General features: G+C 71.0%; 20 protein-coding genes. 11 read left to right on the top strand and 9 right to left on the bottom strand.

Annotated elements, in window-relative coordinates; all coding sequences use genetic code 11:
- Positions 1-68: 68 nt before the first annotated feature.
- Entirely contained in the window at positions 69-542 is a 474-nt protein-coding gene (locus CJ226_RS11850) for a DUF4383 domain-containing protein (protein ID WP_102209276.1), read from the bottom strand.
- 186 nt (positions 543-728) lie between these two features.
- On the opposite strand from CJ226_RS11850, the gene CJ226_RS11845 reads away from it, so the two are divergent.
- Together CJ226_RS11845 and CJ226_RS11840 are read left to right on the top strand one after the other, a co-directional pair.
- Positions 729-1,229, top strand: a complete 501-nt coding sequence (locus CJ226_RS11845) for a DUF6098 family protein (protein WP_219719909.1) — start codon at positions 729-731, stop codon at positions 1,227-1,229.
- On the top strand, positions 1,226-1,978 hold the full coding sequence (locus tag CJ226_RS11840) for an MBL fold metallo-hydrolase (protein ID WP_102209275.1): 753 nt from the start codon (positions 1,226-1,228) through the stop codon (positions 1,976-1,978). Before CJ226_RS11845 ends, CJ226_RS11840 begins: the two co-directional genes overlap by 4 nt.
- Before the next feature lie 10 nt (positions 1,979-1,988).
- On the opposite strand, the gene CJ226_RS11835 is transcribed toward CJ226_RS11840, so the two are convergent.
- The 6 genes from CJ226_RS11835 to CJ226_RS11810 form a co-directional block, all read right to left on the bottom strand.
- On the bottom strand, positions 1,989-3,215 hold the full coding sequence (locus CJ226_RS11835) for a Dyp-type peroxidase (protein ID WP_102209274.1): 1,227 nt from the start codon (positions 3,213-3,215) through the stop codon (positions 1,989-1,991).
- On the bottom strand, positions 3,215-3,745 hold the full coding sequence (locus CJ226_RS11830) for a copper chaperone PCu(A)C (protein ID WP_102209273.1): 531 nt from the start codon (positions 3,743-3,745) through the stop codon (positions 3,215-3,217). Before CJ226_RS11830 ends, CJ226_RS11835 begins: the two co-directional genes overlap by 1 nt.
- 11 nt (positions 3,746-3,756) lie before the next feature.
- Positions 3,757-4,377 carry a copper resistance CopC family protein gene (locus tag CJ226_RS11825; RefSeq protein ID WP_257996634.1) on the bottom strand — a complete coding sequence of 207 codons (621 nt, stop codon included), beginning with the start codon at positions 4,375-4,377 and terminating at the stop codon, positions 3,757-3,759.
- 113 nt (positions 4,378-4,490) lie between these two features.
- Positions 4,491-5,096 (bottom strand): hypothetical protein, encoded by a 606-nt coding sequence (locus CJ226_RS11820; protein ID WP_146008243.1) that lies wholly within the window; start codon positions 5,094-5,096, stop codon positions 4,491-4,493.
- 61 nt (positions 5,097-5,157) lie between these two features.
- Positions 5,158-6,507, bottom strand: coding sequence for a deoxyribodipyrimidine photo-lyase (locus CJ226_RS11815; protein WP_102209271.1), 1,350 nt, complete (start codon positions 6,505-6,507; stop codon positions 5,158-5,160).
- Positions 6,504-6,881 (bottom strand): hypothetical protein, encoded by a 378-nt coding sequence (locus CJ226_RS11810; RefSeq protein WP_102209270.1) that lies wholly within the window; start codon positions 6,879-6,881, stop codon positions 6,504-6,506. The genes CJ226_RS11815 and CJ226_RS11810 overlap by 4 nt, the downstream gene beginning before the upstream one ends.
- Before the next feature lie 50 nt (positions 6,882-6,931).
- Here CJ226_RS11810 and CJ226_RS11805 point away from each other — a divergent pair, with 50 nt between their 5' ends.
- The 3 genes from CJ226_RS11805 (at position 6,932) to CJ226_RS11795 (ending at position 9,916) form a co-directional block, all read left to right on the top strand.
- Entirely contained in the window at positions 6,932-7,291 is a 360-nt protein-coding gene (locus CJ226_RS11805; protein ID WP_102209269.1) for a YnfA family protein, read from the top strand.
- A gap of 121 nt (positions 7,292-7,412) precedes the next feature.
- A complete protein-coding gene (gene thrS / locus CJ226_RS11800; RefSeq protein ID WP_257996645.1) occupies positions 7,413-9,365 on the top strand; it encodes a threonine--tRNA ligase in 1,953 nt (650 codons plus the stop codon).
- Complete coding sequence (locus CJ226_RS11795) at positions 9,362-9,916, top strand: HIT domain-containing protein (protein WP_025103533.1); 555 nt, start codon at positions 9,362-9,364, stop codon at positions 9,914-9,916. Before thrS ends, CJ226_RS11795 begins: the two co-directional genes overlap by 4 nt.
- A gap of 210 nt (positions 9,917-10,126) precedes the next feature.
- Here CJ226_RS11795 and pdxY read toward each other — a convergent pair whose 3' ends face one another.
- Together pdxY and CJ226_RS11785 are read right to left on the bottom strand one after the other, a co-directional pair.
- Positions 10,127-10,978 carry a pyridoxal kinase PdxY gene (pdxY, locus tag CJ226_RS11790; protein ID WP_102209267.1) on the bottom strand — a complete coding sequence of 284 codons (852 nt, stop codon included), beginning with the start codon at positions 10,976-10,978 and terminating at the stop codon, positions 10,127-10,129.
- Positions 10,979-11,024: 46 nt separating this feature from the next.
- Complete coding sequence (locus CJ226_RS11785; protein ID WP_102209266.1) at positions 11,025-12,332, bottom strand: aminotransferase class I/II-fold pyridoxal phosphate-dependent enzyme; 1,308 nt, start codon at positions 12,330-12,332, stop codon at positions 11,025-11,027.
- An 89-nt stretch (positions 12,333-12,421) separates the two neighbouring features.
- Between CJ226_RS11785 and pdxS the strand changes: the two genes are divergently transcribed.
- From pdxS to ruvB, 6 genes are all read left to right on the top strand, one after another.
- The gene (gene pdxS, locus CJ226_RS11780) at positions 12,422-13,315 is read left to right on the top strand and encodes a pyridoxal 5'-phosphate synthase lyase subunit PdxS (RefSeq protein WP_025103530.1); all 894 of its coding nucleotides are present in this window, start codon (positions 12,422-12,424) and stop codon (positions 13,313-13,315) included.
- Positions 13,305-13,895, top strand: a complete 591-nt coding sequence (pdxT, locus tag CJ226_RS11775) for a pyridoxal 5'-phosphate synthase glutaminase subunit PdxT (RefSeq protein ID WP_102209265.1) — start codon at positions 13,305-13,307, stop codon at positions 13,893-13,895. The genes pdxS and pdxT overlap by 11 nt, the downstream gene beginning before the upstream one ends.
- Positions 13,896-14,065: 170 nt before the next feature.
- Positions 14,066-14,827: a YebC/PmpR family DNA-binding transcriptional regulator gene (locus tag CJ226_RS11770; RefSeq protein ID WP_102209264.1), complete on the top strand. Its 762-nt coding sequence runs from the start codon at positions 14,066-14,068 to the stop codon at positions 14,825-14,827.
- A 45-nt stretch (positions 14,828-14,872) separates the two neighbouring features.
- Positions 14,873-15,457 carry a crossover junction endodeoxyribonuclease RuvC gene (ruvC, locus tag CJ226_RS11765; protein WP_060922276.1) on the top strand — a complete coding sequence of 195 codons (585 nt, stop codon included), beginning with the start codon at positions 14,873-14,875 and terminating at the stop codon, positions 15,455-15,457.
- Between the two features lie 9 nt (positions 15,458-15,466).
- Positions 15,467-16,087: a Holliday junction branch migration protein RuvA gene (gene ruvA, locus CJ226_RS11760; RefSeq protein WP_025103526.1), complete on the top strand. Its 621-nt coding sequence runs from the start codon at positions 15,467-15,469 to the stop codon at positions 16,085-16,087.
- Complete coding sequence (ruvB, locus tag CJ226_RS11755) at positions 16,080-17,105, top strand: Holliday junction branch migration DNA helicase RuvB (protein ID WP_102209263.1); 1,026 nt, start codon at positions 16,080-16,082, stop codon at positions 17,103-17,105. The genes ruvA and ruvB overlap by 8 nt, the downstream gene beginning before the upstream one ends.
- Positions 17,106-17,162: the final 57 nt, after the last annotated feature.

Below are 17,162 nucleotides of genomic sequence, written 5' to 3'. Positions count from 1 at the left end.
GACGGCGACAGCAGGGACGCCCCCTCCGCGAGGCGAGGAGGAGGCGTCCCGACGTGGTGCACCGAGGGTCAGACGCGCGCGGTGCCTGCGCCGTTCCGCGGGACGCGCGGCTCTCGACTGACGAAGATGCCCAGCAGCACCATGCCGATCGCGAGACCGAGGTGGAGCCAGTTGTCGGCGTTGTTCACCGGCAGGAAGTTCAGCTGCTCGTTGCCGACCGCGATGAGGCCGTACAGCCAGACGACGAGGTACGCGAGCCCGCCGATGATGAGGTAGAGGCGGGAGGCTCGCGGCGAGGCGGCGAGCGCGATGCCCGCGACGGCGAACAGCAGGTGCACGACGTTGTGCAGGACCGAGACCTGAAAGAGGCCGAGGAGCAGAGCCTCCGACGCTGCTCCGGCTCCGTGCAGGTGTTCGGCCGAGTGGGTCAGGCCGGGGATGAAGCCGGCGATGCCGACGATGAGGAAGACGATGCCGACGATCAGCGCCGTCTTCTGGATCGGTGTCTCGGCGTAGCGGGTGGTGCGGGTGGTGTCGCTCATGATCCCCTCCAAGGTGGGTGCGGTTGCCCGAAGGTAGAACCCCTGGGTACGGGCTGAGAGGGCATTGACGCGGCGGAAGCGGCGCGGTAGTTTCTCGCGTCCGCGAGCGCCCCGGCGATGATGCGCTCGAAGCCCGGATTGTCAATCCCCCTCGGCGTCGTCACCGCCGCTTCTTACGCTCGGGCCATGACCGATGCTGCTCTCGACCGCACCTGCGGGCCCGTCTCTCCTCCCGATCGCGACGCCGCGACCGGGTTGCGACGCATCGACCATCTGGCGCAGCTGGCCGCCGTCGTCCGCGCATGCCCCGGCCTGCACGTCCGCTACTCGGAGGGGCCGGATGCGGATGCACGCCGTTCCAGCGTCGACACCGAGAGCGGACTCGAGCTCCCCGGCCTCTCCGTCAATCCTCTCGACGCCGAGCGGTGGTGGACGCGTCCCCTGGAGGACTGGCTGGCGCGCCAACTCTGCCAGTACCGGCACCTCGCCGAGAAGGATCCGCAGCGCATCGCCTGGGTCCTCCGTGGAGAGCACTGCGGTCGGGGGCCCGACTGCGAGCCGCTGCTGCGAGAGGTGGAACCCATCGCCGTGATCGGCGCAGACGTGCTGCTCGAGGCCAGGGAACGGTACGAGCGCAACTTCGATGCGGGGCGCGGACCCGCCGACGACGAGGAGGACCAGGGATGAGCAGAGGGCGGCAGTGGACGGAGGTCGTTCCCGGCTTCTTCGGCATCAGCGTGGCGGACGTCAACTGCTACCTCGTGCAGACCGCGGACGGGCTGACGCTGTTCGATGCGGGACTGCCGCGCAGCCGGGGCGTGCTGCGCGACCTGCTCGGCCACCTCGGGGCGACGGAGTCCGACATCGATGCGGTCGTCCTGACCCACGGGCATTTCGACCACGTCGGTGTCGCCTGCGGGCTGCACGAGGAGGGGGTCTCCGTGTTCGTCCACCCTCGCGACGCACAACTGGCCCGTCATCCCTACAGCTACCGCCCGGCCTCACCGCGCGTCCCCTACGTGCTCACCCATCCGCGGGGGATCCCGACGATCACCCGGATGGCACTCGCCGGAGCCCTGAACGTCCGCGGCGTCGAGGCGCAGCCGCGCGTGAGACACGAGCATCCGATCGACGCCCCTGGGACCCCGATCGCGCTGTGGACTCCCGGGCACACGGAAGGACACTGCGCGTACCTGTTCGAGGAGTCCGGGGTGCTCATCGCCGGCGACGCCCTCGTGACGCTCGACCCGTACACCGGCGAGACCGGGCCCCAGATCGTCGCCAGCGCGGCCACGGCCGACACCACGGAGGCGATGGAGTCGCTGGACACCCTGGCACGCACGAGCGCGCGGGTCGTCCTGACGGGTCACGGAGAACCCGTCCTGGACGGTGTGGGGCCCGCCGTCGCCGCCGCCCGGCGACGCGGACCCCACTGAGTCCTCACCCTCAGTCGAGCAGCGTCTCCCCGATGTAGCCGCCCTCCGCGCACCCCGGGGGCACCGCGAACACGGCGAATCCGATCGGGACCGTCCACTCGTTGAGCAGGTCGAGCTCGTCGAGCCGTTGCTGCATCGGGACGAACTGCCGCGCGACGTCGGCCTGGAACGCGGCGAAGAGCAGCCCGGATTCGGAGACGCCGTCTCCGGCCGGGCGCTCGTCGTAGTTGTACGCCCGGCGGAAGATGCGCTCCGTCCCATCCCCGCGTGCGCGCCGGATGTGCGCGAACGCCGGGATGACGGGGAACCCGATGGCCGTCGTCGCGTCGAAGTCCGGCTCGTCGAACTCCGACGTCCCCGTGAGCGGCGCCCCGTCACGGAGCGTCCGCCCCACCGAGGCCTCGCGGCCTCCGCGATCCAGGCGGTCCCAGGCGTCGAGGTCCATGCGGATGCGGCGCAGGACCATGCCCGTGCCGCCGGCGAGCCAGCCGTCATCGCTCCACACCACCCGGTCGAAGTCCTCGGTCCCCGGCTGCGGGTTGCTCGTGCCGTCGACCTGACCGAAGAGGTTCCGCATGGTCGTCCCCGGTCGCTCGGTGCCGTGCGCGCGGCGGAAGCCCTGCTGGATCCACCGGACGGTCGCGAAGCCGCGCGCGTCCTTCAGGAGCATACGCTGCGCGTGCGCGACGGTCAGGGGGTCGTCGGCGGCGAACTGCAGGAGCAGGTCTCCGTCCGAGAACTCCGGCTGCAGGCGGTCCACCCGGAAGGCGGGCAGCGGAGCGAGCCAGGACGGACTGCTGCCGCCGGCCCGCGCCACGAGAGTCGGGCCGAACCCGAACGTGACCGTCAACCGGGCCGGGGCGAGTGCGAGCTCCGGCTCCGAGTCTGCGAGCGCCGATCGTCCCTGGGTGAGCCGCGCCGCGTCGTCCGTGAGAATACGCAGGAGCCGGCGGAGTCCGTCGCGGTCGACCTCCGGCCGGAGGTCGAGCGCCACGAACGAGCCGTGCGCCTGGGCAGGGGTGTCGATCCCTGCCTGATGGACACCGTGGAACGGGACGGTGAGGGAGCCGTTGAGCGGTGCGGGGGCCGCGGGAGCCTCCGTGTCCGCTCGCGTGAGGGCGAGGTCGGCCCCGACCGCGACGGCGGCGCCGACACCGGCGACAGCCCCTCCGAGGAGGAACTGCCGCCGGGTCGAGCCGGTGCGGCCGGTGCGCGCGCCCGAGACGCGCGCGGTCATCAGTGGTCCATGCCCTCGTGGTCGTCGGCCCCGTCGTAGTTCTCGTTCGCGCCGGAGTAGTCCTTCACCGGCGCGTCGAACTCGAACGTGGAGTCGTCCGACAGGGTGACGGTGAAAGCGACCTCGTCACCGGCTTCCAGAGGCTCGGAGAGATCCATCATCATGATGTGATTCCCTCCGGGCTCGAGGGCGAGGCTGCCGCCGGCGGGGACGACGAAACCCCCGGCGATCTCCCGCATGACCATCTCCCCGGCCTCGTTCTCCACGGTCTCGTGCAGCTCGATCATCGGCGAGGCAGCGGAGGTGACCGATGTCACCGTCACGTCCTCCTCGCCCTCGTTGACGAGCACGCCGAAAGCCGCGGACATGCCGTCGTCGGCCGCCTTGACCCAGGCGTCGTCGATCCGGAGATCGTCACCGGCGAGGGCGCTAGTCGGGGTCTCGGCTGTGGGCGCAGCGCACCCGGTGAGCGCGACGAGCGAGAGGACGATCACCGCGCCGAGGCGGGGGAGAGAAGTGCGAGTGTTCATGATGATGCCTTTCAGGAGTTCTCTGCCGTGTCGTCGCCGGATTCCGGCGCCACGGCGGCCGCGCGACGGCGGCGGAGGATGAGGAGGGCGGCGAAGGCGGCGACGGCGAGTGCCGCGCCCGCCCCACCGACGAGCAGGACCCGGACCGGGCCGCCCGTCTCGTCTGCGTTCTGATCCGGTGCGGCCGACGATCCGCCCGGGGCGGACGCGGTCGGCTCCGGGCTCCCCGTCGACTCCAGCGGGACGGCGTCTCCGACGGCGAAGGGGATGACCCCCGCGATCGGGTGCCCGTCCTCGGAGACGACCTGCCAGCGCACCTGGTACCCGCCGTCCGGCATGTCGGGCAGGAGGGCGGCGGTGACGTTCCGTCCGCGCACCTCCACCTCGCCCGTCGCCCAGTCCTCGCCCTCCGCGTCGACCACGAGGACGACGGCCCCGGCGGTCGACTCGTCGAGCACGAGGAGCTCGCCCGAGAACGTCATGGTGACGCTGACGGGCGCGGTGTCGAGCCGTTCCCCGTCGGCGGGGCTGCTCTCGATGAGTTGGTCATGGGCGGTCGCCGGCGCTGCCGTCGCGAGGATCGCGACAGCCGCCAGCACCGCCCCGGCCGCGAATCTGCGGACAGGGGACATGGAAGAGCCTCTCTTCAGACGTCGCCGAGCGACGCGGGTACCTGCGTTCGGACGCGCGCGTCAGCGGGGACGGCGCGAGGACGCACCGCACGGCGGGAGGCCGCGGGCGCGGATCAGAGCGCGGGGAGAGAGGGCGGGGCGCGCCCGAGAAGCGGAGCGAGGAGGCGCAGACCACGGCCCGCCGGCACGAGGAAGAGCCCGGCGAGGCGGAACGGAGAAGCGGCGGCGCGCGGGGCGAGCGTCGCGTCGGCACGCCGGCGCACCCAGCGGACCATTCGGACGGCGAGCGCGCGCAGGGTGAGGAGCAGCCGCTCCCCGCGGTGGAGCGCCGTCACGGTGAGGAGGGCAGCGAGGGCGTGCCCGAGCCACATCGAGGCGTCGGCGGTCGCGACGACGGCCGTGCCCTCGGCCGCGGGGAGCACGAGCGGAGCGCCGTGCACATGGCGGACAGCCACGCCGGACGCGCTGACCGTGCCGAGCACGAAGAGCACGTGGAACAGGAACTGGCTCACGGCCACCGAGAGGGTGAGCCGGGTGAGGGAGAGCGTCCGCCCGGCGAGGAGCACGCTCACCATGAAGGCGAACAGCCAGGGCACGAGGATGCCCAGAGGGCCCGGCATCTGTCCGCCGCCGCTCACGTGACCGGCGAGAGCCACGAAGATCGCGAGCGACGAGGTCGCGAAGCCCCGCACGAGGGCGGGCTTGCGGGACGGGCTCACGGGCACCAGTCTGCCATGCGGCGGCGGTCGCCGCAGGCGTGAGCTGGGCGTGAGCCGGGCGTCAGCTCCGCGGTGCGCCGGAGCGCTTCACGACGTCGTAGGCCGCGAGCGCTGCCTTGCGGGTCTCGCCGAGGTCGACGATCGGCTCGGCGGGGGCGTCTGCGGCCCAGCGCCCGATGTACTGCCCCTCGCCGTCGAACTTCTTGGCCTGCAGCTCCGGGTTGAACACGCGGAAGTACGGGGCGGCGTCGGCGCCGGAACCCGCGACCCACTGCCAGTTGAACGGGTTGCTCGCGTCGTCGGCGTCCACCAGCGTGTCCCAGAACCACTCCTCGCCGAGGCGCCAGTCGATGAGGAGGTTCTTGACGAGGAACGATGCGGTGACCATCCGCACCCGGTTGTGCATGTACCCGGTGTGCCAGAGCTCCCGCATCCCCGCGTCGACGAGGGGGACGCCGGTCTCGCCGTGCTGCCAGAGTTCCAGCCGCGCGGGGTCCAGGGGAGGCCACGGGAAGGCGTCGAACTCCCGCCGCAGGTTCTTCGTCGCGAGGTCCGGGAAATGGAACAGCGTGTGCCAGGCGAACTCGCGCCAGCCGAGCTCCGAGAGGAATCCGCCGGCCCCGTCGACGTCGACCGCCTCGTGCCACACGGTGAAGGGGCTGAGCTCGCCCCAGCGCAGTCGCGGAGACAGGCGGGAGGTGGCACCGGCAGCCGGCGCGTCGCGAGCGCGGTCGTACGTGCGGAGGTCTTCGGCGAGGAAGTGCTGCAACCGGCGGCGCGCGGCCGGCTCGCCGGGCTCCCACGTCTCGCGGAGTCCGCCCGCCCAGTCCGGGGCGGTCGGCAGCAGGTCCCAGTCGTCGAGCGGATCGGAGCGGAGCCGCCGGCCGGCGCCGCGAAGCTCGCGAGGCTCGGGGAGCGGAGCGCGCGGGGCCGGAAGGGCCAGACAGGCCCGCCAGAACGGCGTGAAGACGGAATAGTGCGTGCCGCTCCCGGTGGTGACCGTCCACGGCTCGTGCAGGAGCGATCCCGCGAAAGACGCGACCTGGAGGCCGTCGTCGCGCAGCATCGTCTTCAGCCCCGCGTCGATCTCGCGCCCGGCCGCCCCGTAGCGGCGGTTCCAGAAGACCGCTCCGGCGCCCGACTCGGCGACCAGCTCCCGCACGATCCGGTCGGCGGGCCCGTGCCGCAGCACCAGCGTCGCCCCCTTCTCCTGCAGCCGCTCGGCGAGCGAGGCCAGCGAATGGTGCAGCCACCAGCGCGCCGCGCCGCCCAGCGGACGGATGCCGGGGGACTCCTCGTCGAGGACGAAGAGCGCGATGATCGGTTCGTCGCGCTCGACGGCAGCACGCAGCGCGGGGTTGTCGGCCAGGCGGAGATCGTCGCGGAACCAGACGATCGAGGGCGACGTCATTGGGTCGCCCACAGGGCCCAGGCGATCAGCAGCGGCTGCAGGAACAGGCGGCCGAACCGCCGCCGGTCCGTGTCGAGCCCCGGCGTCGATCGCCCGGTGCGCCACTGATGCCAGTTGCCGGGGAAGACCGCGGCGAAGAAACCGGCCGTCGCCACTCCCATCCGTCGGCGCTCGCGGGGCAGAGCCACCAGCCCCGCCGCGAGCGCGACCTCGGCCGCACCCGACGCCAGGACGATCGCGTCCTTGTCCATCCGGGTGAGGCGGGTCGCCCAGTCGGGCACGACGACCCGGAACCCGCGTGTCTGCGTGAAGTGCAGCACGCCCATCGCGCCGAGGGCGAGAGCGAGGAGCCAGCGGGCGATCGTCCGTGTCATGCGCCCACGCTACCGTCCCCGTCGGACGCCGTGCCTGCCACACTGAGGCGATGACCGTGCTGCGCATCACCGTCCTCTTCCTCCTCGCCGCCATCGCCGAGATCGGCGGCGCCTGGCTCATCTGGCAGGCGGTGAAGGAGGACAGGGGCTGGTTGTTCGCGGTCCTCGGGGTCATGGCGCTCGGCGCCTACGGATTCATCGCGGCTCTCCAGCCCGATGCGAACTTCGGCCGCGTCCTGGCCGCGTACGGCGGGATCTTCATCGCCGGCTCCCTCGCCTGGGGCGTCATCGTCGACGGATTCCGCCCCACCTCGTGGGACGTGATCGGCTCCGTGGTGGCGCTGGCCGGGGCGGCGATCATCATCTTCGCGCCGACGGTCGCGGATCCGCTGTCGGAGACCGCCGCGTGACGGTCGGCGACCCGCGAGCGGACGAGTAGCCTAGATCCAGACCCAGATGGAGTGATCAGTGCCTGAAAACGCCCAGCCGACCGACGGCTTCGCCCTGTTCTCTGACCGAAACGTCGTCGCCATGCGCGTCGGCGGCGTCCTCAAGGACCTCGCCGCGACGGTCACCGAGACCGACGACGTCGAGCCCGTCACGATCGACAGCCCCGACGGCCTGAACATCCTGCGTCACTCGACCGCGCACGTCCTCGCCCAGGCGGTGCAGCGGATCAACCCGCAGGCGAACCTGGGCATCGGTCCGCCCATCACGGACGGTTTCTACTACGACTTCGGCGTCGACACCCCGTTCACGCCGGAGGACATCAAGGCGATCTCCAAGGAGATGCAGCGCATCGTCCGCGAGGGCCAGCGCTTCGTCCGTCGTGTCGTGACGGACGAGGAGGCTCGTGCGGAGCTCGCGGACGAGCCGTTCAAGCTCGAGCTCATCGGACTCAAGGGCCCTTCGACAGGCTCAGGGACCCAGGGTGCTGCCGAGATCGCCGAGGGGGCCTCCGTTGAGGTGGGCGAGGGCGAGCTCACGATCTACGACAACACCACCCGTGATGGCGAGGTCGTCTGGAAGGACCTCTGCCGCGGTCCGCACCTGCCCAACACGCGCATGATCGGCAACGGCTGGGACCTCACCCGCATCGCCGCCGCGTACTGGCGGGGGAGCGAGAAGAACCCGCAGCTCCAGCGCATCTACGGCACCGCATGGCCGACGAAGGACGAGCTGCGCGCCTACCAGGAGCGCATCGCCGAGGCCGAGCGTCGCGACCACCGCAAGCTCGGCGCCGAGATGGACCTCTTCTCCTTCCCGGACGAGATCGGCTCGGGGCTGGCGGTCTTCCACCCCAAGGGCGGCATCATCCGCTACGAGATCGAGGAGAACCTGCGCAAGCACCTGCTGCGCAACGGCTACGACCTCGTCAACAGCCCGCACATCACGAAGAAGGATCTCTTCATGACGTCGGGGCACCTGCAGACCTACGCGGACGGCATGTTCCCCCCGATGCACCTCGACGAGGTCGTCGACGACGAGGGCAACGTGACCCGCCAGGGCCAGGACTACTACCTGAAGCCGATGAACTGCCCGTTCCACAACCTCATCTTCCGTTCGCGCGGGCGCTCCTACCGGGAGCTGCCGCTGCGTCTGGCCGAGTTCGGCACGGTCTACCGCTACGAGAAGAGCGGAACGCTGTCGGGGCTGACCCGGGTGCGCGGCCTGACCCAGGACGACGCGCACATCTACGTCGCCCAGGACCAGGTCAAGGAGGAGCTCACCACCAACCTGAACCTCGTCCTCGACCTGCTCCGCGACTACGGCCTCGACGACTTCTACCTCGAGCTCTCGACGAACGAGGAGGGCAACCCGAAGTTCCTCGGCGAGCCCGAGCAGTGGTCGACGGCGATCGACACGCTGCGCGAGGTCGCGATCGAGTCCGGTCTCGAGCTCGTGGCCGACCCGGGCGGCGCCGCCTTCTACGGCCCGAAGATCTCGGTGCAGGCCCGCGACGCCATCGGCCGCACGTGGCAGATGTCGACGATCCAGCTCGACTTCAACCAGCCCGACCGCTTCGAGCTGGAGTACACCGGGCCCGACGGGCAGAAGCACCGGCCTGTGATGATCCACCGGGCCCTCCTCGGCTCCGTCGAGCGCTTCTTCGCGATCCTCCTCGAGCACTACGCCGGCGACTTCCCGCTCTGGCTCGCGCCGAGCCAGGTGGTGGGTGTGCCGGTGGCCGAGCAGTATGGCGACTACCTGGACGACGTCATCGCGCAGCTGCGCGCGGCGGGCGTGCGGGCCGACGTCGATCACTCCGACGACCGCATGCAGAAGAAGATCCGCACCCACACCACGGCGAAGGTCCCGGTCATCCTCATCGTGGGGGAGCAGGACCGCGCCGCCGGCACGGTGTCGTTCCGCTTCCGCGACGGCACGCAGGAGAACGGCGTGCCGGTGGCCGACGCGGTGCGCCGGATCAGCGCCGCCATCGCCTCGCACGCGCTGGTGTTGAAGGCAGGTGACCTCGCATGACGGGCGGTGAGGCGGACCTCGAGGACGCCTCCCGTCTCGTCGGGGTGCCCGACGAGTTCCAGCGGCTGTGGACCCCGCATCGGATGGCGTACATCCAGGCCGGGCCGGAACCGCTGCGCGAGGAATGCCCGTTCTGCGAGGCGCCGAAGTACCCGGATGCGGAGCGGCTCATCGTGGCGCGCGGGGAGACCGCGTACGTGCTGCTGAACCTGTTCCCGTACAACTCGGGCCACCTGCTCGTGTGCCCGTACCGGCACATCGCCACCTACGACCAGGCGACGCCCGAGGAGGTCGCGGAGATCGGCGCGCTCACGCAGACCGCGATGCGCGTGCTCCGCGAGGTCTCCGGCTGCGACGGCTTCAACCTCGGGATGAACCAGGGAGCGGTGGCCGGAGCGGGCGTGGACGCGCATCTGCATCAGCACGTGGTGCCGCGGTGGCGCTCGGACGCGAACTTCTTCCCGATCATCGCCAAGACGAAGGCGCTCCCGCAGCTCCTCGGTGAGGTGCGGGAGGCCGTCGCGGAGGCCTGGCCCGCCGCCGATCGCTGAGCCGTCTCTGGGTCGCTGAGCCCAGGAGTGGGTCGCTGAGCCCAGGAGTGGGTCGCTGAGCCTGTCGAAGCGTGACAGGCTCAGGCCCTTCGACAGGCTCAGGGACCCACCTTCGACAGGCTCAGGGACCCACCCTCGAGTGGCTCAGGCCCTTCGGCAGGCTCAGGGACCCAGGGTGGGCCCGCTCAGGGGCCCAGCGTCGGGGAGGAGTCAGCGCACCTGGCGGGCGGTGAACTGCATCCGCGGGTTCGCGTAGAACTCCTGCGCCTCGACGAGCTGCAGCTCGCGCTCGCCCGAGTCGAGCGTGGCCTGCAGCAGGTCGTAGACGCTCGAGGCGGTGCGCTCCAGAGCGGTCTGCGCGCTGCCGGTGGCGACGTAGTGCGCGGTGAAGAGCGCGGCCGTCACGTCTCCGGAGCCGTTGGCCTTCATCGGCAGGTGCGGGGTCTGCACGAGCCAGGCGCCCGCGTCGTCGACGGCGAGCATCTCGATCGTGCCCTCTTCGCGGTCGGGCCGCTCGACGCTCGTGACGAGCACCGTACGCGGCCCCATCGCCCGCGCGAGGTCGACCGAGGCCAGGGTCGACTCGAGCGTGTCCGGCTCGGTCTCGGTGAGGAAGCCGAGCTCGAACTGGTTCGGCGTGATGATGTCGGCCACGGGAACGACGCGTTCGCGGAGCAGGATCGGGATGGCCGGAGCCACGAAGCAGCCGGACTTGGCGTTGCCCATGACCGGGTCGCACGCGTAGAGCGCATCCGGGTTGGCCGCCTTCACCCGGGAGACCGCGTCGATGATGACGTCGCCGATGCCCTCGCTGCCCTGGTAGCCGCTGAGCACCGCGTCGATCGACCCGAACACGCCGCGTTCCTCGATGCCGGTGATGACCTCGCCGACGTCGGCCGGGTCGATCAGCGGGCCGCGCCAGGCGCCGTAGCCGGTGTGGTTCGAGAACGTCACGGTGTAGACCGGCAGCACCTCGACGCCGATGCGCTGCAGCGGGAAGACGGCGGCGGAGTTGCCGACGTGACCGTACGCGACGGCGGACTGGATGGACAGGATCTTCATACCCGGTCCCTTTCATTCTGGGCGGGGCGGTGCCCGCGTCGGGTGGTCATCGTCCGGCGGCGACGAGGTCGGCGATGAGGGTCTCCGTGTCGTCCTCGGAGAGGTCGTGCACGGTGAGTCGGAGGTGGTGCGAGGGCTCGGCGCGCTCGTCGAGCGCGAAGTCGTCACCGGTGCGCGCGAGCCAGCCGCGCCGCATGAGGTGGTCGGCGACGGTGCGCGCGGGCTTCTCGAATCCGACCCACAGGCTCAGGCCGTCCGGGTCGGGCGCGTCGATCCCCTCCGCGCGCAGGCGTCCCGCGAACGCGGCGTTCCGCGCGGCGTAGTGCCGGCCCGCCTCCGCGATCTCCTCGCGGACGTCGGGGTCGGTGAGCTGGGCGAGCGTGAGGCGCTGCAGCAGGTGACTGACCCACGTGGTGCCGGGGCTGAGCCGCATCGCGAGGCGCTCCGCCGTCTCCGGGTCGGTCGCCGCGAGCGCGAGGCACATGTCAGGGCCAAGGAACTTCGACACCGAGCGGACCAGGGCGAATCGCCGGTGCCCGGGTCCGATCAGCGATTCGTAGGGACGCTGGGAGAGCAGAGAGAAGTGGTCGTCCTCGATGACGAGCAGGTAGGGGTGGTCGGCGAGCACGCCCCGCAGCGCCTCCGCGCGGGCGGGGGAGAGGCTCACCCCCGTCGGATTCTGCGCGCGCGGGGTGCAGATGACGGCACGGACGCCCGCGTCCAGAGCGGCGCGGAGACCGTCGACCGTCATCCCCTCCTCGTCCACCGGCACCGTGATGGCCCGGTATCCGCCCAGCCGCACGGTGTGGATGCTCGCGAGGAAGCAGGGATCCTCGAGGGCCACGGCGTCGTCACGCATGAGCGCCTGCGCGAGCAGACGTTCCACGGCATCCACCGCACCGCTGGTCACGGTGACCCGGAAGTCGTGACCGGGGAGGTCGGCGCCCATCCACTCCCGCGCCCACGCTTCGAGACCGCGGTCGATCACCGGCTCTCCGTAGAGCACGGGACGACGACCGATCGTGCCGAGCGCCGGCGACGGGTCGGGGATGCGCGCCGGGTCAGGGTTGCCGGTGCCGATGTCGCGGAGCACGGTGTCCGGCGCGTAGCCCTCCTGCGGCACGACGTCGACGCCGGCGACGACCGTGCCCGCGCGCCCGCGCGAGTGCACGAGTCCCGCTTGGGCGAGCTGGCGATAGGCGGCGACGGCGGTGTTGCGGTTGACGCCGAGCGTCGCCGCGAGCTCGCGCACGGGAGGGAGGACCTCGCCGGGACGGAGCGTGCCGCGATCCCGGAGGGCGCGCACGCTGTCCGCGATCTCCGCCGCGGTGGTTCCCCTGATCTGCTCGCTCATGATCCTCCTCCGAGATTCTAGGTGGATCGGACAGTGCTACCTTTGATCTAGATCAAAATCGATTTCGGATCATCCGACAGGAGACCCCCATGACCGAGCAGCCCACCACCGGATCCGCACGCGTGAAGCGCGGTCTCGCCGAGATGCTCAAGGGCGGCGTCATCATGGACGTCGTCACCGCCGAGCAGGCGAAGATCGCCGAGGACGCCGGTGCCGTCGCCGTGATGGCGCTGGAGCGTGTCCCCGCGGACATCCGTGCGCAGGGCGGGGTCTCGCGGATGAGCGACCCGGACATGATCGACAGCATCATTGACGCGGTGTCCATCCCCGTCATGGCGAAGGCGCGGATCGGGCACTTCGTCGAGGCGCAGGTGCTGCAGGAGCTCGGCGTCGACTACATCGACGAGTCCGAGGTGCTCTCGCCCGCCGACTACGTGAACCACATCGACAAGTTCGGCTTCACCGTGCCGTTCGTCTGCGGAGCCACGAACCTGGGGGAGGCGCTGCGTCGTATCAACGAGGGCGCCGCCATGATCCGCTCCAAGGGTGAGGCCGGCACGGGTGACGTCTCCGAGGCGATGAAGCACATCCGGAAGATCCGGGGAGAGATCGCCGCGCTGACCGCGCTGCCGAAGGATGAGCTGTTCGTCGCCGCGAAGGAGCTGCAGGCACCGTACGAGCTCGTCGCGGAGATCGCCGAGACCGGGAAGCTCCCCGTGGTGCTCTTCGTCGCCGGTGGCGTCGCGACCCCGGCCGACGCGGCGATGATGATGCAGCTCGGAGCCGACGGCGTCTTCGTCGGCTCCGGCATCTTCAAGTCCGGCAACCCCGCGGAGCGGGCGAAGGCCATCGTCAAGGCCACCACGTTCTTCGACGACCCGAAGGTGATCGCCGAGGTCTCACGCGGCCTGGGCGAGGCGATGGTCGGCATCAACGTCAGCGACCTGCCTGCGCCGCACCGCCTCGCCGAGCGTGGCTGGTAGCCCGCGCGTCGGCGTCCTCGCGCTTCAGGGGGACGTGCGAGAGCATGCCGCGCTCCTCGAGGCGCTCGGCGCCGACGTGGCGCTGGTCCGTCGACCCGCGGAGCTCGCCCTGGTCGACGGACTCGTGATCCCGGGCGGCGAATCGACCGTGATCGACAAGCTCGCCCGGCTGTTCGGGTTGCAGCAGCCGATCCGCGACGCGATCGCGGACGGGATGCCGGTGCTCGGCACCTGCGCGGGGCTGATCCTGCTGGCCGATGAGGTCGTCGACGCGATCGACGGACAGCAGAGTTTCGGCGGACTCGAGGCGGTCGTGCGGCGCAACGCGTTCGGGCGTCAGGCCGAGTCGTTCGAGGCCGAGCTGACCGTGCCCGCGTTCGACGAGCCGGTGACGGCCGCCTTCATCCGCGGACCTGTCGTGGAGGCGGTCGGGCCGCGGGCCTCGGTGCTCGCGACCCTGCCCGACGGTCGCGTGGTCGGAGTGGAGCAGGACGGACTGCTCGGACTCAGCTTCCACCCGGAGATCACGAACGAGACGCGGTTCCACCGACGCTTCCTCGACCGGGTCTCCCGCCGCTGACAGGGTCGTGGGATCAGGCCCGCGCGCGAGATCAGGCGCGTGCGCGCGGAGGTGCCTGAACTCGCGCGAACGCCTGCGCGAGCGGGACAACAGCGGTGCCGCGGCACGGTTCGATAGACTGGACGACGCCCTGGGCGGCGTTCCGGGGCGCAGACGACGAGCGGAGACTTATGTCCGGGCATTCCAAATGGGCCACGACCAAGCACAAGAAGGCCGTCATCGACGCGCGCCGTGCGAAGTCCTGGGCCAAGCTCATCAAGAACATCGAGGTCGCGGCCAAGCTGGGCGGCGCCGACCTGCAGGGCAACCCGACGCTCTTCGACGCGGTGCTCAAGGCGAAGAAGACCTCGGTCCCGAAGGACAACATCGACCGCGCCATCAAGCGCGGCGCCGGCATCGGCGGTGAGGCCGTCGAGTACACCTCGATCATGTACGAGGGCTACGGGCCCAACGGCGTCGCCCTCATGATCGAGTGTCTGACCGACAACAAGAACCGCGCCGCCGCCGAGGTGCGCACGGCGCTGAGTCGTAACGGCGGCACCCTCGCCGACCCGGGCAGCGTGGCGTACAACTTCAGCCGCAAGGGCGTCATCGTCGTCGGTTCCGAGGGCACGACCGAGGACGACGTCATGATGGCGGCGCTGGAGGCTGGGGCCGAGGAGATCGAGCCGCACGCCGAGGGCTTCGAGGTCATCACCGAGGCCAGCGACCTCGTGGTCGTCCGCTCCGCGCTGCAGGACGCGGGGATCGAGTACGAGTCGGCCGACGTCGAGTTCGTGCCGAACCTCAAGGTCGAGATCGACGCCGAGACCGCCCGCAAGGTGTTCCGCCTCATCGATGCGCTCGAGGACAGCGAGGACGTGCAGAACGTCTTCAGCAACTTCGACCTGTCGCCCGAGGTCCAGGCAGAGCTCGAGAACGACGACGCGTAGGCGCGGCGCGAGCCGGCGACGCGGCGCGCGGCCTAGCCTGGTCAGGTGACCACTTCGTTGCGCGTGCTCGGCATCGACCCCGGACTCACCCGGTGCGGTGTCGGCATCGTCGACGTCGACCGCGCTCGTCGGGGCACGCTCGTCCACGTCGGGGTCATCCGCTCCGCCCCGGATGCGGAGATCGGCGACCGGCTCGCGATCGTCGCGGCGGGCATCCGCGCAGCGATCGCCGAGCACCGGCCCGATGCCGTCGCGGTCGAGCGGGTGTTCGCCCAGCAGAACACGCACACGGTGATGGGCACGGCGCAGGCGAGCGGGGTCGCCCTCCTGATCGCGGCCGAGGCAGGCCTGCCGGCGGCGACCCATACGCCCAGCGAGGTGAAGGCCGCGGTGACCGGGTACGGGTCCGCCGACAAGCGCCAGGTCCAGGCGATGATCGCCCGGATCCTGCGGCTGGACGCGCCTCCGCAGCCCGCGGACGCGGCGGACGCCCTGGCGATCGCCCTCTGTCACGCCTGGCGCCGCGGCGCTCCCTCGACGAGCCGGACGGGCGGCGGCCTCACTCCCGCGCAGCGTGCCTGGGCCGACGCGGAGCGTGTCGCTCGAACATATCTACGAGCCGGCTCCTAGACTGGCGGAATGATCTCCTCTCTGCACGGCACCGTGCTGCACACGACGCCGGACCAGGTCATCATCGACGTCGGGGGCGTGGGCTTCGCGGTCGCCGTCCCCGCCGATGTCGCCCACACCGCGACGGTGGGGGAGAAGCTCCTCCTGCACACGAGCCTCATCGTGCGGGAGGACTCGCTCTCGCTGTTCGGCTTCGCCGACCGCGGCGAGCTGGAGATCTTCACCCTGCTGCTCAGCGTCACCGGCGTCGGCCCGAAGTCGGCGCTCGGTGTGCTGTCGCACCTCACCGCCGACCAGATCGCGGAGGCCGTGACCGCAGAGGACGATGCACCGTTCCGCCGGGTCTCCGGCATCGGACCGAAGACCGCGAAGCTCATCGTCGTGCAGCTCGCCGGCAAGGTCCAGGCGGTGGCCGCCCCGTCGGCGCCCGCCGCCTCGGGAGGGGACGATGTCGTCGCCCAGGTGACGGTGGCTCTGGTCGGCCTCGGCTGGTCCGAGAAGGTCGCGGCCGAGGCGGCGACCCAGACGGCGACGGACGCCACGGATGCCGAACGAGCCTCCGTGGCACTGCTGCTGCGGCGCACGCTCGCGCTGCTCGGCCCGGCGCAGGCAGGCCAGAGCCGTGGCTGACGCCCTCGATCCGACCGAGCCGACCGACGAGTCCGAGCTCGCCATCGAGGGCGCTCTCCGGCCGTCGAGCCTCGGCGAGTTCGTGGGACAGCAGAAGGTGCGCGGACAGCTGCAGCTGCTCCTGGAGGCGGCCCGCATCCAGTCCCGTCCTGCGGACCACATCCTGCTCGCCGGGCCCCCGGGACTCGGCAAGACCACACTGGCGATGATCGTCGCGCACGAGAGCGACCGCCCGTTGCGCATGTCCAGCGGTCCCGCCATCCAGCACGCCGGCGACCTCGCGGCGCTGCTGTCGAGCCTCGTGCCCGGCGAGGTGCTCTTCATCGACGAGATCCATCGCATGGCCCGGTCGGCGGAGGAGATGCTGTACCTCGCCATGGAGGACTACCGGATCGACATCATGGTCGGCAAGGGCGCGGGGGCCACCAGCATCCCGCTGGAGCTCTCCCCGTTCACGCTCGTCGGCGCCACCACGCGTTCCGGGCTGCTGCCGAACCCGCTCCGCGACCGCTTCGGCTTCACCGGTCACCTCGAGTTCTACGACGAGGGCGAGCTGGAGCAGGTCATCGGGCGATCCGCCTTGGTGCTCGGCGTCGACCTCCCGACGGACTCGCTCTCCGAGATCGCGCGACGCTCCCGCGGGACCCCGCGCATCGCGAACCGTCTGCTGCGTCGCGTCCGCGACTACGCGCTCGTCCACGGCGGGGGTGCGGCGACCCTGCGCGGCGTCCAGGCCGCGCTGGATCTCTACGACGTCGACGCGATCGGCCTGGACCGACTGGACCGCGCGGTGCTGGACGCCCTGGTGCGACGCTTCCGTGGCGGACCGGTCGGCCTCAGCACGCTCGCGGTGGCGGTGGGAGAGGAGCCGGAGACGGTGGAGAGCGTGGTCGAGCCCTATCTCGTGCGGATCGGCTTCCTCGGTCGCACCCCCCGCGGGCGGGTCGCGACGCCGGAGGCGTATGCCCACCTCGGCGTGGCGCACCCGGACGGGATGCTGAAGTTGGATGACCTATAATCGCTGAAGACTTCCCCTATACCGCTGTGCGCCCAAAGGCTGGTGCGTGCACCTGAG

This window comes from Microbacterium sp. UMB0228 (assembly GCF_002871415.1).
Taxonomy (GTDB): domain Bacteria; phylum Actinomycetota; class Actinomycetes; order Actinomycetales; family Microbacteriaceae; genus Microbacterium.
Note: the sequence above shows the minus strand (reverse complement) of the source record. Positions and strands in the feature narration are given on the sequence as shown.

Bases quoted from the DNA above. Each gene is read 5' to 3' on its own strand.
- CJ226_RS11850 (WP_102209276.1), bottom strand. From the start codon at position 542: ATGAGCGACACCACCCGCACCACCCGCTACGCCGAGACACCGATCCAG.
- CJ226_RS11845 (WP_219719909.1), top strand. From the start codon at position 729: ATGACCGATGCTGCTCTCGACCGCACCTGCGGGCCCGTCTCTCCTCCC.
- CJ226_RS11840 (WP_102209275.1), top strand. From the start codon at position 1,226: ATGAGCAGAGGGCGGCAGTGGACGGAGGTCGTTCCCGGCTTCTTCGGC.
- CJ226_RS11835 (WP_102209274.1), bottom strand. From the start codon at position 3,215: ATGACCGCGCGCGTCTCGGGCGCGCGCACCGGCCGCACCGGCTCGACC.
- CJ226_RS11830 (WP_102209273.1), bottom strand. From the start codon at position 3,745: ATGAACACTCGCACTTCTCTCCCCCGCCTCGGCGCGGTGATCGTCCTC.
- CJ226_RS11825 (WP_257996634.1), bottom strand. From the start codon at position 4,377: ATGTCCCCTGTCCGCAGATTCGCGGCCGGGGCGGTGCTGGCGGCTGTC.
- CJ226_RS11815 (WP_102209271.1), bottom strand. From the start codon at position 6,507: ATGACGTCGCCCTCGATCGTCTGGTTCCGCGACGATCTCCGCCTGGCC.
- CJ226_RS11810 (WP_102209270.1), bottom strand. From the start codon at position 6,881: ATGACACGGACGATCGCCCGCTGGCTCCTCGCTCTCGCCCTCGGCGCG.
- CJ226_RS11805 (WP_102209269.1), top strand. From the start codon at position 6,932: ATGACCGTGCTGCGCATCACCGTCCTCTTCCTCCTCGCCGCCATCGCC.
- thrS (WP_257996645.1), top strand. From the start codon at position 7,413: ATGCGCGTCGGCGGCGTCCTCAAGGACCTCGCCGCGACGGTCACCGAG.
- CJ226_RS11795 (WP_025103533.1), top strand. From the start codon at position 9,362: ATGACGGGCGGTGAGGCGGACCTCGAGGACGCCTCCCGTCTCGTCGGG.
- pdxY (WP_102209267.1), bottom strand. From the start codon at position 10,978: ATGAAGATCCTGTCCATCCAGTCCGCCGTCGCGTACGGTCACGTCGGC.
- CJ226_RS11785 (WP_102209266.1), bottom strand. From the start codon at position 12,332: ATGAGCGAGCAGATCAGGGGAACCACCGCGGCGGAGATCGCGGACAGC.
- pdxS (WP_025103530.1), top strand. From the start codon at position 12,422: ATGACCGAGCAGCCCACCACCGGATCCGCACGCGTGAAGCGCGGTCTC.
- CJ226_RS11770 (WP_102209264.1), top strand. From the start codon at position 14,066: ATGTCCGGGCATTCCAAATGGGCCACGACCAAGCACAAGAAGGCCGTC.
- ruvA (WP_025103526.1), top strand. From the start codon at position 15,467: ATGATCTCCTCTCTGCACGGCACCGTGCTGCACACGACGCCGGACCAG.